The following is a 16,443-nucleotide window of genomic DNA, read 5'->3' as shown; positions in this document are numbered from 1 at the left end:
GGAAACAGATGTGATGCTGCCGGGTAACACCGGCACCGCACGCTCGATGACATGACCTCGAATGAGCGCGTGGTGGTGATCGGCACCGGCCTCGCGGGCGTACGGCTCGCCCGGCGGCTCGGTGAGCTCGGCACGCCCGCGTTGCTGATCGGCGAGGAGGAGCACCGGCCCTACAACCGGGTGCTGCTCGCCGAGGTGCTGGCCGGACGCTACAGCCCCGAGGTGATCGCCCTGCCGGCACCCGCTGAGCTGCGGCGCGGGCGGGTCACCGGCATCGACCGTGACGAGCGGACCGTCGCGTGCGCGGACGGTTCCGTGATCGCATACGACCGGCTCGTCCTCGCGACCGGCTCCAACCCCGTTCTGCCGCCGCTGCGCGGGCTGTTCACCGAGGACCACGAACTGCCCGCCGGCGTCCACGCGTTCCGGACCATGGACGACTGCCTTGGCCTGTCCAAGGCCGTCCGGCCGGGCGTGAAGGCGGTCGTCGTCGGGGGCGGGCTCCTCGGGGTCTCCGCGGCCCGCGCGCTCGCCCTGCGCGGCGCCCAGGTCGTGCTCGCCCAGCAGTCCGAGCGGCTGATGGAGCGCCAGCTCGACCCGGCCGCCTCCGGGCTCGTCCGCCGGCATCTGACCGACCTGGGCGTCGAGGTGCACACCGAGTGCCGCGTACGGGACGTGCGCTGCGTCGGCGGTGCCGTGCGCTCCGTGGAGATGGCCGACGGCTACGCGCTCGACGCCGATCTCGTCGTGGTCGCCTGCGGTGTCCACCCCCGGGTGGGACTCGCGCAGACCGCCGGACTCGACGTCCGCAAGGGCATCGTCGTCGACGACGAGCTGCGCACCTCCGACCCGTACATCCACGCGATCGGCGACTGCGCCCAGCACGACGGCGTCCTCTACGGCCTCGCCACCCCCGCGCTGGAACAGGCCGACGCGCTCGCGGAGCTGCTGGCCGGTGACCCGACCGCCCGGTACACGGGCACGCGGTCCCTGACCCGGCTCACGCTCACGGGGCAGGACAGCCCCTTCGACCTCGCCGCGTTCGGCGAGACCGAGGCGCTCCCGGGCGACGACGTCGTCCAGCTCGCCGACGCCACCCGCGGCACCTACCGCAAGGTCGTCGTCCGCGACGACCGCCTGGTCGGCGGGGTCCTCGTCGGCGAACTCGGCACCGTCGGCGCGCTCGCCCGCGCCTGGGAGGGAGCAGAGCCGCTCCCCTCCGACGGCGGCCCGCTGCTCCACCTGCTCACCAATGATGGAGGCTCCTGATGACCGCCACCGGGGCGAACCCCACGATCGTGCTCGTCGGCCATGGCATGGTCGGCCAGCGCTTCCTCGAAGCGCTCGCCGAGCGCGGCCTGACCGCCACGCACCGCGTGGTCGTGCTCTGTGAGGAGCCGCGCCCGGCGTACGACCGGGTCCAGCTGACCTCGTACTTCTCGGGCAAGACGCCCGAGGACCTGTCCATGACGGACATGGAGTTCATCGAGGACCACGGCATCGAGCTGTACGTCGGCGACCCGGCGGTCGCGGTCGACCGCGAGGCCCGCAGGGTCACCGCCAGGTCCGGCGAGGTCTTCGACTACGACGTCCTGGTGCTGGCCACCGGCTCGTACCCGTTCGTGCCGCCGGTGCCGAACAAGGACGCCGAGGGCTGTTTCGTCTACCGCACGATCGAGGACCTCCTCGCCATCGAGGAGTACGCGAAGACCAGGGCGTCGACGGGAGCCGTCGTCGGCGGCGGTCTGCTCGGTCTGGAGGCGGCGGGCGCGCTCAAGGGGCTCGGCCTGGACGCCCACATCGTGGAGTTCGCGCCCCGGCTGATGCCGGTGCAGGTCGACGAGGGCGGTGGCGCCGCGCTGCTGCGCACCATCGAGGACATGGGCCTGAGCGTCCACACCGGCGTGGGCACGCAGGAGATCGTCGTCGGCGAGGACGGCGCCGTGACGGGCATGAAGCTGTCCGACGGCTCCGAACTCGCCACCGACATGGTGGTGTTCAGCGCCGGTGTCCGGCCCCGCGACCAGCTGGCCCGGGACTGTGGCCTGACGGTCGGCGAGCGCGGCGGCATCACCGTCGACGAGCAGTGCCGTACGGTCTCCGACCCGCACGTGTTCGCCATCGGCGAGTGCGCGCTGGCCGCGGACGGCCGGGTGTACGGCCTGGTGGCCCCGGGGTACGAGCAGGCGGAGACCGTGGCGGCGACGATCGCTGCCGACGAGGCGGCCTTCACCGGCGCCGACCTATCCACCAAGCTGAAGCTGCTCGGCGTGGACGTGGCGTCCTTCGGTGACGCGCACGGCACCGCCGAGGACTGCCTGGACGTCGTGTACTCCGACTCCCGCGCGGGCCTGTACAAGAAGCTGGTCATCGGCCGCGACGGGACGCTGCTCGGCGGCATCCTGGTCGGCGACGCGGAGGCCTACGGCACGCTGAAGGCGTTCACCGGCTCGGTCCCGCCCGTCTCGCCCGAGTCGCTCGTGCTGCCCGCCGGCGCCGGCGCCCCGGCCCAGCTCGGCCCGACCGCGCTGCCGGACGAGGCGATCATCTGCTCCTGCAACAACGTCACCAAGGGCACGATCCGCGGCGCGGTCACGGACCACCAGTGCACCACCGTGCCCGAGGTGAAGAAGTGCACCAAGGCCGGTACGACCTGCGGCTCCTGCGTCAAGGTCCTCGGCCAGCTCGTCAACGCCGAGCTGGAGGCCAGCGGCGTCGAGGTCGACAAGGGCCTGTGCGGCTGCTTCTCGCAGACCCGCGAGGAGCTGTACGAGATCGTCCTCGCCCTGCGCATCAACACCTACCAGGACCTGCTGGACCGCTACGGCCGCGAGGAGGCCCGGGGCGGTGACGGCTGCGAGATCTGCAAGCCGACCGTCGGCTCGATCATCGCCTCCCTCGCCCCGACGATCGGCGCGAGCGGCTACGTCCTGGACGGCGAGCAGGCCGCGCTCCAGGACACCAACGACCACTTCCTGGCCAACCTCCAGAAGAACGGCTCGTACTCGGTCGTGCCGCGCATCCCCGGCGGCGAGATCGCCCCGGAGAAGCTGATCGTGATCGGCGAGATCGCCCGCGACTTCGGCCTCTACACGAAGATCACCGGCGGTCAGCGGATCGACATGTTCGGCGCGCGCGTCGAGCAGCTGCCGCTGATCTGGGCGCGGCTGGTGGACGCCGGCTTCGAGTCCGGACACGCCTACGGCAAGGCCCTGCGCACGGTGAAGTCCTGCGTCGGGCAGACCTGGTGCCGCTACGGCGTCCAGGACTCCGTCCGCATGGCGATCGACCTGGAGCTGCGCTACCGGGGCCTGCGCTCCCCGCACAAGCTGAAGTCGGCGGTCTCCGGCTGCCAGCGCGAGTGCGCCGAGGCCCAGTCGAAGGACTTCGGCGTGATCGCCACCGCCAACGGCTGGAACCTGTACGTCGGCGGCAACGGCGGCGCCACCCCGCGCCACGCGGACCTGCTCGCGCAGGACCTGTCGGACGCCGAACTGGTCCGGCTGATCGACCGGTTCCTGATGTTCTACATCCGCACGGCCGACCGCCTGGAGCGCACCTCGACCTGGCTGGAGCGGATCCCGGGCGGCCTGGACCACGTACGGGACGTCGTCGTCCACGACTCGCTCGGCATCTGCGACGAGCTGGAGAAGCTGATGGCCGACCATGTCGCGCACTACCGCGACGAGTGGTCCGAGACCATCAACGACCCCGAGAAGCTCGCCCGGTTCGTGTCCTTCGTGAACGCGCCGGACACTCCGGACCCGGTCGTCGCCTTCGTGCCCGAGCGCGACCAGATGAAGCCCGACCTGCCGCTGCTGTCCATCGGCATGCGACCCGCCGAAGACGTACTGGAAGGAAGCGCCCAGCGATGACCCTGGCACCCGAGACCACCGATCTGAAGGTCCAGCTCGCCCTGGACGACGACTGGTTCACGGTCTGCGACCTGAGCATGCTGCTCCCGGGCCGCGGGGTGGCGGCGCTGCTGCCGGACGGCCGCCAGGCGGCGATCTTCCGCGACCGTTCCGGCGAGCTGTTCGCCATCGACAACCGCGACCCCTTCACCGGCGCGGCGGTCCTCTCCCGCGGCCTGACCGGCAGCCACCAGGGCCGCCCGTTCGTGGCCTCCCCGCTGCTGAAGCAGCGCTTCGACCTGGCCTCCGGGCAGTGCCTGGACGACGAGGCGGTACAGGTGACGGTGTACAAGGTCCGCACCGCGTAGGAGCGCCCGGTTCGAGAACGCCCCTCTCCCCGGAGGGGTGTTCTCGTTTTTCCGGAAGCCTTCCGGTGCGGTGGCTGGCAGGCTGAGTCCATGGTCACGCAGCCGTACGACAGGGCCGGTCTCTCCCGGCTCGGCGCCCCGATCGACGCCCGCGCGCTGTTCCGCCCGGAGTTCAAGGCGCTGCTGGGCCTGTTGCGCGGGCTGGGGGACGGTCAGTGGAACGAGATCGCCGTGCCGGGCTGGAGCGTCCACGACGTCGCCGCGCACATCCTCGGCGACTGCGCCGCCCGCCTCGGCCGCCGCGATCCGGGTGCCCCCGCGCCGGGAGAGACCCTGGAGGCGTTCATCCACCGCGCCAACCAGGAGTGGGTCGACCGCCACCGGGACACCGACCCCGCCTCCCTCGTCGACGCCCTGGAGCGCGCCGGCACCGAACTCGCCGGCCGCTTCGAGCGCGCGGACCCGGACGCGCCCTCGCTCGGCGTGTCCTGGGCCGGGGCCGACCCGGCGCCCATGTGGCTGGACTGCGCCCGGGAGTTCACCGAGTACTGGACGCACCGGCAGCAGATCCGGCACGCGGTGGGCCTGGACACCGACCCCGAGCCGCGGGCCCTGTCCCTCGTCCTGGACACCTTCATGCGGGCCCTGCCGCACACCCTGCGCGACATCGAGGCGCCGCCCGGCACGCGGCTGGAGCTGGCGGTCGACGGCCCCGTCCAGGGCACCTGGACCGTGACCGCCGTGCCGGGCGGCTGGTCCCTGGGCGAGGCGCCCGGCGACCGGCCGGCGGCCACCGTACGGCTGGACTCCGAGACCGCCTGGCGGCTGTGCACGCGCGGCATCCAGCCGGACACCGCCCTCGCCCGGGCCCGCGTCCGGGGCGATCGGCGGCTCGCCGAGGCCGCGTGCCGGATCGTGTCCGTCGTGTACTGACCGGGGCGGGCCGCCGCGCGCTGTCGAGTTCCTGTCGAGTTCGCCAACTCGGCACGATATCCGGGGCAGTTGGCGTTTCATCGGGTGCGTCGAGTCACACCCCCACCTTCACGAAAGGCCCGACCATGACCCGGAACCACCCCCGGCCGTCCCGGCGCACCGTGCTCGGCGGGGCCGTCGCCGCGCTCGCGGTGGCCGCCGGCACCGGCACCGCACAGGCCGCCCCCAAGGCCGCCTGGCCCACCGAGTTCCCGCTGCCCGACGGCTGGCTCCCCGAGGGCATCACCATAGGCAGCAGGCCGTACGCCTACATGGGCTCCCGCGCCGACGGCGCGATCTACCGCACCGACCTGCGCACCGGCAAGGGCGGGGTCCTGCACCGGGGCACCACCGGCCTGGCGTCCATCGGGCTGAAGCTGGACGGCGACGGCCTGCTGTACGTGGCCGGCGGCGCCGGAGGAACCGCGCGGATCGTCGACTCGCGCACCGGCGAGCTGCTCACCACGTACCGGCTCACCGAGGACGCCGCCCCCTTCATCAACGACGTCGTCCTGCACGAGGACCGCGCCTGGTTCACCGACTCCCGCGCCGCGGTCCTCCACGGCGTTCCGCGCGGCCGCGAGGGCAAGGTCCGCACCCTGGCGCTCACCGGCGAGTGGGTGCAGGCGCCGGCCGGGACCATCAGCGCCAACGGCCTGGTCGCCACCCCCGACGGCCGCGGACTGATCGTCGTCAACGCCGGGCAGCTGTACAACGTCAGCCTCAGGACCGGCCACGCCACCAGGATCGCGCTGGCGGGCGCGGCCGACGTGACCAACGGCGACGGCCTGGTCCGTCTCGGCCGCACCCTCTACGTGGTGCAGAACCGCCTGAACAAGGTCACCGTCTGGGACCTCGACAAGAAGGCCACCACGGCCACCCTGAGCAGGACGATCACCGACCCCCGCTTCGACGTCCCCGCCACCGCCGCCCGCTTCGGCGACCGCCTCTACCTGGTCAACGCCCGCTTCACCAGCCCGCAGACGCCGGAGACGACGTTCAACGCGGTGGCCGTGTCCCTGTGAGCCTCACGCCTCCAGGGCGCCGTACGTCACTCCGGTCAGCTCCTCCGACGCGGCCCACAGCAGCTCCCCCGCCGTGTCGTCGAGGGTCCAGGGCGCCCGCCAGGACGGTGCGGGCGCCCCGCGCCACATGGCGATGCGCGGGCCGGTGAAGGAGTCGGGCCGTACGCCGGGTGCTGTCGCGGCGTAGAGGACCGGCAGGGCGCCCGCCTCGGCCGACTGGGCGAAGAACCGGTTGCCGATCCCCATGAACCGCTCGGCGGCCCGGCGCCCCTCCGCCCGCGGCCCCGCTGTCTGGAGGTTGGTGGCCGCGTACCCGGGGTGGGCCGCGGCCGCCACCAGGGCCGTGCCGTGCGCCGCGGCCCGGCGCGCCAGCTCGTGCGTGAACAGCAGGTTGGCCGTCTTGGAACGGGCGTAGGCGATCCAGCGCCGGTAGCGCCGCTCGCTGTTGAGGTCGTTCATGTCGATGTTGGCGAGCGCGTGCATCGGGCTGGAGACGGTCACGACCCGGGCCACCGGTGCCGCGAGCAGCACGGGCAGCAGCAGGCCGGTGAGGGCGAAGTGCCCCAGGTGGTTGACCCCGAACTGCGTCTCGAAGCCGTCCGCCGTCGTCCCGTACGGCAGCGCCATCACCCCGGCGTTGTCGACGAGCACGTCCAGCCGCTCGTACGGGAATCCGGTCGCGAACGCCCGGACGGAGGCGAGGTCGCCGAGGTCGAGCCGCCCCAGCTCGACGCGCGCCTCCGGCAGCTCGGCCCGGATCCGGTCCACGGCCGCGTTCCCCCGCGCCTCGCTCCGGCAGGCGAGCACCACCCGCGCACCCTTGCGGGCCAGCTCCCGGGCCGTGACGAGTCCGAGCCCGCTGTTGGCGCCGGTGACGACGGCGACCCGGCCGCTCTGGTCGGGGATGTCGTGCGTGCTCCAGCCGGGCATGGCAGGCTCCCTTCACTGGTCACCGCGCTCCAGCCTACGAGGACGGCCGGGTGCGGGCGACGGTGCGCGCGGTCGCCGCGCAGCACCCAGAGCCGGCACCGCTCAGCTCCCACAGACGGCAGCGCCCACCTCCCACAGGCGGCACACAGCATGCCGCCCCGCGGTCATGAGTTGGCCATGCCCCGTCAATCCTGGGCCCCTAGCGTCCCTTTCCGCCTCCCCCCACGCACAACCCTGCCGTCGACCGGCGGCAGGGCGGTACGGCACCTCTTGGAGTGAGAGTGGAACGTCGTAGCCTCCTGCGTGCGGCCGTCCTCGGCGGCACCTCGGCCGCACTGGGCGGAACCCTGTGGCGCGGCGCCGCGTACGCGGCCCCGGCCCAGCCCGGCACCGGCCCCTACGGGCCGCTGGGCTCCCCGGACGCCAACGGCATCAGGCTCCCCAGCGGCTTCACCAGCCGGGTGATCGCCCGGTCGGGCCAGCGGGTCGGGACCACGTCGTACACCTGGCACAACGCCCCGGACGGCGGCGCCTGTTACACCGACGGCACGGGCTGGATCTACGTCTCGAACTCGGAGATCAACCCGGGCGGCGGCGCGAGCGCGGTGAAGTTCTCCTCGACGGGCGCGATCACCGGCGCCTACCGCATCCTGTCCAACACCCGCCAGAACTGCGCGGGCGGCAAGACCCCGTGGAACACCTGGCTGTCCTGCGAGGAGGTCGACCGCGGCTACGTCTTCGAGACCGACCCCTGGGGCGTGAAGGCGTCCGTCCGCCGCGACGCGATGGGCCGCTTCAAGCACGAGGCGTCCGCCGCCGACCCGGTCCGCCAGGTCATCTACATGACCGAGGACGTCACGGACGGCTGCTTCTACCGCTTCCGGCCGACCACCTGGGGCGACCTCTCCTCCGGCACGCTGGAGGTCATGGTGGGCGGCTCGGGCACGTCCGGCTCGGTCACCTGGGCCCGGGTCCCCGACCCCTCCGGCGCGACCGCCACCCGCAGCCAGGTCTCCGGCGCCAAGCGCTTCAACGGCGGCGAGGGCTGCTACTACGCCAACGACACCTGCTGGTTCACCACCAAGGGCGACAACCGCGTCTGGCAGTACAACGCCGCCGCCCAGACCATCGAACTCGCCTACGACGACTCCCTGGTGACCAGCGGCACGGCCCCCCTGACGGGCGTCGACAACGTCACCGGCTCCACCTCCGGCGACCTCTTCGTCGCCGAGGACGGCGGCAACATGGAGATCTGCGTCATCACCCCCGCCGACGTGGTCGCCCCCTTCCTCCGCATCGACGGCCAGTCCGGCTCGGAGATCACCGGCCCCGCCTTCTCCCCGGACGGCACCCGCCTGTACTTCTCCAGCCAGCGAGGCACGAGCGGCAGTTCCTCGGGGGGCATCACGTATGAGGTGAGGGGGCCGTTCCGCGCGTGACCCTTCAGCCCGGCTTCACATGACCATCACAAAATGGTCACTCATCCCCCAAGCCGGGCTGCTCGGCCCTACGGTCATCCCCTCACGTACCGCCTCTGGGGGGATGACCATGGCCAATCCGTACACCAACCCGTATCCCGGGCCACCCGTGCCGCAGCCCTCGCGCCCGGCGCCCCGCTGGGCGCGCAAGCGTTACGTGCTGCCCGCGCTCGCCCTGGGCCTGTTCCTCGGCGTCGGTATCGGTGGCGGGGGCGGTGAGACCACCACGGACGCGAAGCCCGCGGCCGCCCGGCCGCAGGCGACTGTCACCGTCACCGCGACACCGCTCGCGAAGGAGCCGGAACCCGCTCCCACCGTCACCGCCACGAAGACCGTCCGGGTCACCACCACGGTCACCGCCCCGCCGGAAGCCGGCGGTGTCTCGGACGACAGTGACTCGGGCGGTTCGGACGTCTACTACGCCAACTGCTCAGCCGTCCGTGCCGCCGGCGCCGCCCCCATCCACCGCGGGGAACCCGGCTACGCCTCCCACCTGGACCGCGACAACGACGGAGTCGCCTGCGACACGTGAGCTTGCGGTCCTCGGCCGGGACGGGCGGTCAGCCGCCGGAGCGCCTTACCGTGGGTGCGCAGCGCTGATGGACGCGGCCAGACTCAAGACCGTCTCCCGAGGGGCGCGCCCGCTGGAACGGGACCCACGCTTCGTCGCCGATGACGTGGTCGCAGAGCAGGCAGACGGTGATGCCGGTGAGCGCGTCGTGGTGGTCGCACAGGGAGAGGACCGACCGGGCCAGCAGCCTCACCCGTTCCACCTCTCCGACCAGGCCCTCGGCCTCCGGCTCGCCCATACGCCGCTGGGCCTCTGTGATACCGGCCAGCGCCACGTTCGTCGGCACGTCGTCCTTGGAGCGCTCGGCGGCGAGTCGCTCGATCTGCGGGATCAGGTGCTCCAGGTACCCGCGGAGGTCGTGGGCCATGAGCTGCGTGGCCTGGTAGCGCGGCAGCGTGCGCTGGTCCAGGAACCAACTCGCCTGGGCGCGCATCGCGGTCACGCCGGGAATGGTCACTTCGGTCTCGGAGTGGGTGGCGTTCACCGGGTGTCCTCCCAGGGGCCTGCCTGGGCACCCGCGTACACGCCTTCGCCCAGGCGCGTCACATAAGGCCGGACCAGAACGCCCATGTCCTCACAGGGAGGAGGCGCCTGCCGTACCCGGTGGTGGCTGCGGGCGGACGTGAGTCGCGCGCCCCATACCTCAGGCGACGGCTGGCGGGAGGGCATGGGGAACACCGCGCGCGGGGCGGGTGTACGGCGGTGCCGACCGGGGGTGCGCGGTCCGAACAGCACCGCTCTCACCCATTCGAGTGCCCGTGATAGGAATTCCACTGTCGACGCTCCTTCGCAGCGTTGGCCACGCCCCGGGACCGTTCGCGCGGTCGCCGGGGTCCTTGTGCCAAGACCGTAGAAGCGCCTGCACCCGACCGCCGACCGTAATCCGGTCGCTACTCTCAGGCAGCGAGGATGCCGATTCTTGCCGCCAGGTCAGCGGCACGACGGCGACGAGGTGCTCGCGTCGAATCGACCTCCTCAAGAAGGATCGCCCGCGCATAGCCGTTGTACCGGATCGTTTCCGGCGCGGCCTCGAACGCCTTCTCCAGCGACGCCAGCGCAGTGTCCGGCTGGTTGTCCAGGTGGTAGCCGCGGGCTTCCTCAATGCGGTGCCGGGCCCGGCGTGGGCGGGACTTGATGACGTTCTGGTCCGCCCTGGCGGCCTGCCGTACGGACTCGCCTCCCTGGTGCAGTTCCACCGCCACCGTCACCGCGTGTGCGCCCATGATGGCTCGGGAGAACGACGTGACCGGGTGGAAGTAGTCCGCGGGCAGCCGCGCGGCCATGTCCTTCGCCTTGTCCCAGTGCCGCCACGCGGTGCCCGTCTCGCGTCGTCGGGCCGCGGTGTAGCCGAGCTCGAACTCCAACGCGCCGGCGATGGCGAGGACGTCGTCGCTCGCGTCCGGCAGCAAGGGCTTGAGGTAGGCGAGGGCTTCGCGGTTCACGGCGTCGGCGGCGTCGAAGTGGCGGTGCCCGCTGTCGCGGTGGGCCTGAGCGAGCAGCCACGAAGCGACACCGATGGTGTGGGGGTCCTCGCTCTCCTGCGCAGCGATCATGCCCCGCTCGGCCACCCGCCACAGCAGGGAACTGTCTGGCTGGTAGGCGATGAAGAACTGGGACAGTGAGTAGGCCTGGGCGAGGAGGGCTTGCGCCGTACGTCGCTCCGCCGCACTGTCGGCATGCCTGACGAGGGATTGAGCGTCCCGAATCAGATCGGGCAACAGCTTGCCGATCGCCTCGCGGTGGTTCTTCGAGGCATGCCGCTCCCTCCAAGCCGCGTGCAGCCGGGCCTCCAGATGCGCCACCCGCGGGGGCTCCGCGCTACGAGTGAGGGAGAAGTCGTCGATGGCTGCTTTCACCGCCGCCAAGCGCGGATGGCCGGGACCGATGAACAGGTCGACGTGAGCGTCCGCCCGGCCCGTGAGGTCAGCGAGGTCGCGGACCCGCAACGCCTCGGCGATCCGCAGAACCATGTCGAGTCCTGGCGCCTTCTGCTGCCCGTTCTCGATCTTGCGCAGAGTGTGCGGTGAGATATCGATGAAATCGGCGAGTTGAGCCTGCGTCATACCGCGACGTTCGCGCAGGATCTGCACTCGCTGGCCGAACCGCAACGGGTCGGCGTACGGGTCAGGGGTAGCATCTTCAGACATCACGGCCTTGCCCCTCCTAGCAGCTTCGTCACTGCCAGAGTAGGGGGCAGGGCCAGTCTCGTGTGAGCGTCCGGGTGGGCCTGCGGTCCTGCTCGTGGGTCTTCGGGCGAGCCGGATGCCGCGTGTCCGGTCCCACCCGGCTCCCTGCGCTGGCTCCCTTTTCCAGTCCGCGGCGGGGGCGTGAAGCCGAAACAAGTGTCGTAGGCGGCTGAACGGCGCGATGACCGCCTTCTCGCTGCCCGACGTCCGGGCCACACCGTCGGATCTCGCGCTCTATCCGCCGAACAGGCCGGCCCTGCCGTGCTGAGTGGTCCCCAGTAGAGTCCGAGGCATGTATCCGGTCCACCGCCTCAGCCAACGCCTGGAGCTGCGCGAGTTGCGGGATGACGACGCTGATTCCGTGTTCGCCATCTACGGCAGCGAGCAGGCAACCGAGCACCTGTCGTTCGAGCCGCGCTCCCTCGACCAGGTCCAGCAGATCGTGGCCCGGTCCATCGAGTCCGCGAAGGCTGACCCGCGAACGGAGTACGCGCTGGCCGTCGCCGAACGCGGCAGCGGGGAACTCATCGGCTTCGGCCGCCTGGCCCTGGACCCCCACCAGCCCCGCGGAGCCACCATGGGCTTCGCGCTGCGGCCCTCCTCCTGGGGCTCCGGCTACGGCGTCGAAACCGTGCGGCTACTGCTCGGCTTCGGCTTTGAAGAACTCGCATTGCACCGCATCTGGGGCGCCCGGTCCCCGGCCAACGAGGCCTCCGCCAAGACGATGGCCCGGGCCGGGATGGTAGAAGAAGGCCGGATCCGCGAACACATCCACAAGGCCGGCACCTGGCGTGATTCCATCGTTCACGCAATCCTCGACCGCGAGTGGGCAGACCGGAACACCTAGCCCGTCGAGCGCAGGCACCGAGTAGATGACGCCTGTCGCCCAGTTAGTAGGCGAACGGCCGCCACCCGCGCTGAGCTTTGCCACCACGGCGTCAGCGACACGCTTCACGTCGTCGTCGGTGGGGGCTGCGGGCGCCGACCTTCCAGGCGGACCACTCCAGTCGGCCGATCGCGCTCTTCGCTCTCAACCGTGCGCACGGCAGATCCCCGCCGGCCTGACCATGGTGACGTAGCCCGACGTCTCGGCCACACCCTCGGATCTCGCAATCCGTTCAGGTATGGGTGGGTTCGGGAACGTCAGGCCATGGGCACGTATGCGGACATGTCCTGCCTGCGTCCATGGACCTTCGTCGTCCTCGTGTTGATTCTTCTCGCCCCGGCCCCTGCCGCCGCCGCGCCCGGCACCCCGGGGGACCCGGTCGTGCCGGTGCTGGAACGGGCCGCGAGCCCGCTGCGGACCGCCAAGCCCGGTGGGGACGTCAGCGACCTGCGCCCGGTCGGCAGAGCGGTCGGGGAGGCCGTCGTGGTGGGGATGGGCGAGGCGACGCACGGCTCGCACGAGTTCCTCGCCATGAAGGACCGGGTCTTCCGGTACCTGGTGGAGCGCCGGGGCTTCCGCACCTTCGCCCTGGAGACCGCCTGGAGCACCGGAGTACGCCTCGACGACTACGTCGTGCACGGCAAGGGCGACCCGGAGCGCATCATGCGGGAGGACTTCCAGTACACGTACGTGCTCAACCCCACCGTCGAGAACCTGGAACTGGTGGAGTGGATGCGGGAGTACAACCGCCGCCATCCGCAGGACCCGGTCCGCTTCATGGGCGACGACTGGGGCTACACGGGGCCGGAGCTGTACGACCGGGTGACGGACTACGTCGCCCGGGTCCGCCCGGACCTCTCGCCGCGCTTCGACGAGCTGTACCGGGGGCTGCGGCCGGCCGTCCCCTCCGGCGAGTACCAGAAGGCCTACCTCACCCGCCCGCTCGCCGAGCGGCGGGAGATGGCCTCCCGGACCGGACGCGCCCGGGAGCTGCTGGAGTCCCTGGAGCCGCCGCGCGACGAGGACGGACGGCGGGAGTTCGCCGAAGTGCTGCGCCACGCCACGGTGATCGACCAGACGGCGACCGGGTACGGCTTCGACTTCGAGGATCCGCGGCAGCTCGCCGAGGCCATGCGCTGGCGGGACGACGTCATGGCGGACAACGTCGTCTGGTGGCACCGGCACACCGGGCACCGGATCCTGCTGGCGGCCCACAACAACCACATCGGCTACGAACCCGAGAACCCGCAGGTGCTGCCCAAGACGCAGGGGGCGTTCCTGCGGGACCGGCTCGGCAGCGGCTATGTGAGCGTCGGGCTCACCTTCGGACGCGGCTCGTTCAAGGCCACCGACCCGGAGGAGGTGCACATGCTCACCCACACGGTCGGCCCCGCCCGGCCCGGCAGCAACGAGCACACCCTCGACCAGGTGCGGTACGACCGCTACGTCCTGGACCTGCGCACCGCCCCGGGCCCGGCCCGCCCCTGGCTGGCCGAGGCCCGGCCCACGCGCAGTGTCGGCACGGCCTATCCGGAAGAGCGGAACTGGTTCGACATCGCGCTGGGCCGCTGCTTCGACGTGCTGATCCACCAGGACAGGGTGCGGGAGGTGGACCTGCTGTCCTGAGCGGCCGTCACCGCCGGCAGAGCATCCGGTCGATGAGGCCTTGCAGGGCCTTCTCGATGCGCAGGAGTTGCGTCTCGTCGGTGGTCCGTCCGTTGACCGTGATGACGACGGAGCGCGTGCCGTCGGCGGTGAAGCCCGTTCTGACAAAGGTGCCTTCGAGGTCGCCGTGATGGCCCCAGCGGCTGCCGCCGCACGGCAGCGGCTGTTCCTGCAGGCCGAGGCCGTACCGGATCCCCGGCGTGAACCGCTGGTGTTCCTCGTTGCCGGGGACGGTGGTGCGCATCGCGGCCAGTTCGCGGGGCGGCAGGAGCCCGCCGGTGAGCAGGGTGGTGAAGAACCGGTCCAGGTCGCGGGGCGTGGAGACCAGCGATCCGGCCGGGCCGGCCCACGCCATGTTCCGGATGGTGGTGTCGGTGTAGCCGTCGGACCCCGCGAACCGGTGGTAGGTGTGCGCGTGGGGCTCCGGCAGGTCAGGGTCGTCGTCCCCCGGGACGCGTGTGCCGTGCAGGCCCAGCCGGCGGACGACGCGCTCGTGCACCTCCTCGGCCCAGGGGCGTCCCGTGACCTTCTCGATGACGGCGCCCAGGAGGTGGTAGCCAGTGTTGGAGTAGCTCCAGCGGGGCTCGGGGTCGTCCGGGTCGGCAGGGGGGAAGTCCGGGGGGTGCCGCAGGGCGGCGTCGATCAGGTGCTCGGGGTAGATGCGGTCGAAGCGTCTGCGCTCGAAGTCCGGGGCCGTCTTGCCGGTCAGCTCGGTGGAGTCGGGGTCGTACAGGCCGCTGGTGTGCTGGAGCAGGTGCCGGACGGTGATGCGGCTGCCGTCGTTGCCGTGGCCCCGGACGCGGCCGGGGAGCCAGTACTCCACCGTGTCGTGCAGGGACAGGCGTCGCTCGGCGGCCAGTTGGAGGACGGTCGCCGCCACGAACGACTTGGTGACGCTGGCGGCCCGGAAGTGCGGGCTGTGCGGCACGGGCCGGCCGGTGCCGAGGACGGCCTCCCCGGCCCCGGCTTCGACGACGTGCCGCCCGTCGCGCACGCGGATGTGCAGGCTGACGGCCTGGGCGGTGTCCCGGGCGGTGGCGGCCTCGTGCCGTAGCCGCTCCGGTGTGAGGGGGGCCGGCGTGGTGCCGGCCGACGGGGTGTTCAGGGCGAGGGAGACCGCGAGGGATGCGAAGGCGACTGCCGCCAGGCGACGGGACGGGTTCATGCGGGCCGCCCTTCCCGCAGGCATACGACCGTCCCGGCCAGGGCGGCGGTGTGCAGGGCGGTGAGGGCGGGCAGCGGGGGCATCAGCGCGGTGGACGCGAGGTCGTCGAGGGCGAACAGGCCGTGGTCGTCGTGCTCCGTGCTGCGCCGGACGGACAGGTCGGCCGGGAGACGGCCGCCGTGGAAGTAGAAGTCGATCACCGGGCCCGCGTCCATCACGTCGGCCCGGTGGTCGTACCCGATGAACCGGGGCGGGCGGTCGAGCACGATGCCGGTCTCCTCGCACACCTCCCGGTGCGCGGCGGTGACGGGGTCCTCCCCCTGGTCGAGCATGCCGCCCGGCAGTCCCCAGATCCCGGCACCGGGCTGGCCCTCGGCGTAGCGCAGCAGCAGGATCCGGTCCTCGGCGTCGAGCAGCAGGACGCACGACGCGACGATGGTCTGCGGCAGCGTCTTGACCCACTCGGCACGCGGCAGCACCCGCGGCGCGTTCGGGGCGGGCACGGTCGTCTCCACGGTGGTGTTCCTTCCCTCGGCCGGGCAGCCCGCTACGAACTGCCCAACCGGTGGAACGGCCGGATCCGCCGATGGTCACCGTCGTGCCGAGACGTGGGGCAAACCTGGGTGCACCGAGAGCTACGACTACTTTGCTGATCCGGGGTTTTCGCGCTTGTGGGCATTGAAGCGCGCCTTCTTCTGACGATTTCCGCACGTGTTCATGTCACACCATCTGCGGGTGCGACTCTGACTGGTGTCGAAGAAGGCCGCTCGGCATGTTGGCGACGCGCACAAGGCCAATCTTCCGTCTCGTTCGCCTGCGATGATGCTGATCGCGTCGGCGGCGATAATGCCCAGGGCATCCTCCACGGAGGAAGCCGAGCTGAGTCGCCATTGCCGATTTCCCTCGGGCGTCAAGACAGCCGCAGCCCGACCCTGAATGCTGCAGTCATTGATGACCTGGACAGCAGACGCGGGGAGAGGCTCTCGGCGCGCGGCCGCTGTCGCGGCGGCGTGAATCGATTCCCTCAGCTCCCGAGCGCGTTCGAGCTGGGCGGTGGTGCAGGACTCCACGGCGAGGCCACTCACCGCCAGCCAGTCGACGAGTCGGTTCGGTGTGGGAATCCGTTCCACAGCGTTGCCACAACGCTCCGTCAGGGTCGCCGTGAAGCTGGTCGCCAGCACCTTGCCGAGACGGAAGTCAGGGAACTGAGCACACATGGAACCACCTTAGCCGGTTGCATGCCGACGCCGAGAGCTGTTAGAACCGTCTTAGCCGGTTCCTACAGGTCCCCAGCCGGTTCACTCGATGGCCAGGAGGTCTCATGTCCACACGCTGGTGCGTCA

At 71.5% G+C, this 16,443-nt stretch carries 15 protein-coding genes; 9 read left to right on the top strand and 6 right to left on the bottom strand.

What is annotated here, in order from left to right; translation table 11 throughout:
• The first annotated feature begins 51 nt into the window (after nt 1-51).
• From IE255_RS03145 to IE255_RS03125, 5 genes are all read left to right on the top strand, one after another.
• Complete coding sequence (locus IE255_RS03145; protein ID WP_190048534.1) at nt 52-1,269, top strand: NAD(P)/FAD-dependent oxidoreductase; 1,218 nt, start codon at nt 52-54, stop codon at nt 1,267-1,269.
• Nucleotides 1,269-3,875: a nitrite reductase large subunit NirB gene (gene nirB / locus IE255_RS03140; RefSeq protein ID WP_190048533.1), complete on the top strand. Its 2,607-nt coding sequence runs from the start codon at nt 1,269-1,271 to the stop codon at nt 3,873-3,875. The genes IE255_RS03145 and nirB overlap by 1 nt, the downstream gene beginning before the upstream one ends.
• Nucleotides 3,872-4,222: a nitrite reductase small subunit NirD gene (gene nirD, locus IE255_RS03135; RefSeq protein WP_190048532.1), complete on the top strand. Its 351-nt coding sequence runs from the start codon at nt 3,872-3,874 to the stop codon at nt 4,220-4,222. Before nirB ends, nirD begins: the two co-directional genes overlap by 4 nt.
• 90 nt (nt 4,223-4,312) lie before the next feature.
• On the top strand, nt 4,313-5,155 hold the full coding sequence (locus IE255_RS03130) for a maleylpyruvate isomerase family mycothiol-dependent enzyme (RefSeq protein WP_190048531.1): 843 nt from the start codon (nt 4,313-4,315) through the stop codon (nt 5,153-5,155).
• 125 nt (nt 5,156-5,280) lie between these two features.
• Entirely contained in the window at nt 5,281-6,219 is a 939-nt protein-coding gene (locus IE255_RS03125) for an SMP-30/gluconolactonase/LRE family protein (protein ID WP_190048530.1), read from the top strand.
• Between the two features lie 3 nt (nt 6,220-6,222).
• On the opposite strand, the gene IE255_RS03120 is transcribed toward IE255_RS03125, so the two are convergent.
• The gene (locus IE255_RS03120; protein WP_190048529.1) at nt 6,223-7,149 is read right to left on the bottom strand and encodes an oxidoreductase; all 927 of its coding nucleotides are present in this window, start codon (nt 7,147-7,149) and stop codon (nt 6,223-6,225) included.
• 281 nt (nt 7,150-7,430) lie between these two features.
• Here IE255_RS03120 and IE255_RS03115 point away from each other — a divergent pair, with 281 nt between their 5' ends.
• Both IE255_RS03115 and IE255_RS03110 read left to right on the top strand, forming a co-directional pair.
• Nucleotides 7,431-8,588: an alkaline phosphatase PhoX gene (locus IE255_RS03115; protein ID WP_190048528.1), complete on the top strand. Its 1,158-nt coding sequence runs from the start codon at nt 7,431-7,433 to the stop codon at nt 8,586-8,588.
• 109 nt (nt 8,589-8,697) lie between these two features.
• Nucleotides 8,698-9,159, top strand: a complete 462-nt coding sequence (locus IE255_RS03110; protein WP_229906264.1) for an excalibur calcium-binding domain-containing protein — start codon at nt 8,698-8,700, stop codon at nt 9,157-9,159.
• Nucleotides 9,160-9,187: 28 nt separating this feature from the next.
• On the opposite strand, the gene IE255_RS03105 is transcribed toward IE255_RS03110, so the two are convergent.
• Both IE255_RS03105 and IE255_RS03100 read right to left on the bottom strand, forming a co-directional pair.
• The gene (locus IE255_RS03105; protein ID WP_190048526.1) at nt 9,188-9,682 is read right to left on the bottom strand and encodes a DUF6415 family natural product biosynthesis protein; all 495 of its coding nucleotides are present in this window, start codon (nt 9,680-9,682) and stop codon (nt 9,188-9,190) included.
• Between the two features lie 412 nt (nt 9,683-10,094).
• A complete protein-coding gene (locus tag IE255_RS03100; RefSeq protein ID WP_190048525.1) occupies nt 10,095-11,345 on the bottom strand; it encodes a helix-turn-helix domain-containing protein in 1,251 nt (416 codons plus the stop codon).
• A gap of 331 nt (nt 11,346-11,676) precedes the next feature.
• On the opposite strand from IE255_RS03100, the gene IE255_RS03095 reads away from it, so the two are divergent.
• On the top strand, nt 11,677-12,231 hold the full coding sequence (locus tag IE255_RS03095; RefSeq protein WP_190048524.1) for a GNAT family N-acetyltransferase: 555 nt from the start codon (nt 11,677-11,679) through the stop codon (nt 12,229-12,231).
• 303 nt (nt 12,232-12,534) lie between these two features.
• Nucleotides 12,535-13,896, top strand: a complete 1,362-nt coding sequence (locus IE255_RS03090; protein WP_229906263.1) for an erythromycin esterase family protein — start codon at nt 12,535-12,537, stop codon at nt 13,894-13,896.
• A gap of 7 nt (nt 13,897-13,903) precedes the next feature.
• Here the strand turns inward: IE255_RS03090 and IE255_RS03085 are convergent, their stop codons facing one another.
• The 3 genes from IE255_RS03085 to IE255_RS03075 all read right to left on the bottom strand — a co-directional run bounded on the left by IE255_RS03085 (nt 13,904) and on the right by IE255_RS03075 (nt 16,317).
• Entirely contained in the window at nt 13,904-15,100 is a 1,197-nt protein-coding gene (locus tag IE255_RS03085) for a serine hydrolase domain-containing protein (protein WP_190048523.1), read from the bottom strand.
• Nucleotides 15,097-15,615, bottom strand: coding sequence for an NUDIX hydrolase (locus IE255_RS03080; protein ID WP_190048522.1), 519 nt, complete (start codon nt 15,613-15,615; stop codon nt 15,097-15,099). The genes IE255_RS03085 and IE255_RS03080 overlap by 4 nt, the downstream gene beginning before the upstream one ends.
• 126 nt (nt 15,616-15,741) lie before the next feature.
• Nucleotides 15,742-16,317 carry a CGNR zinc finger domain-containing protein gene (locus IE255_RS03075; protein ID WP_190048521.1) on the bottom strand — a complete coding sequence of 192 codons (576 nt, stop codon included), beginning with the start codon at nt 16,315-16,317 and terminating at the stop codon, nt 15,742-15,744.
• Between the last annotated feature and the right edge of the window lie 126 nt (nt 16,318-16,443).

The organism is Streptomyces lomondensis, assembly GCF_014651035.1.
Classification (GTDB): Bacteria; Actinomycetota; Actinomycetes; order Streptomycetales; family Streptomycetaceae; genus Streptomyces; species Streptomyces lomondensis.
Note: the sequence above shows the minus strand (reverse complement) of the source record. Positions and strands in the feature narration are given on the sequence as shown.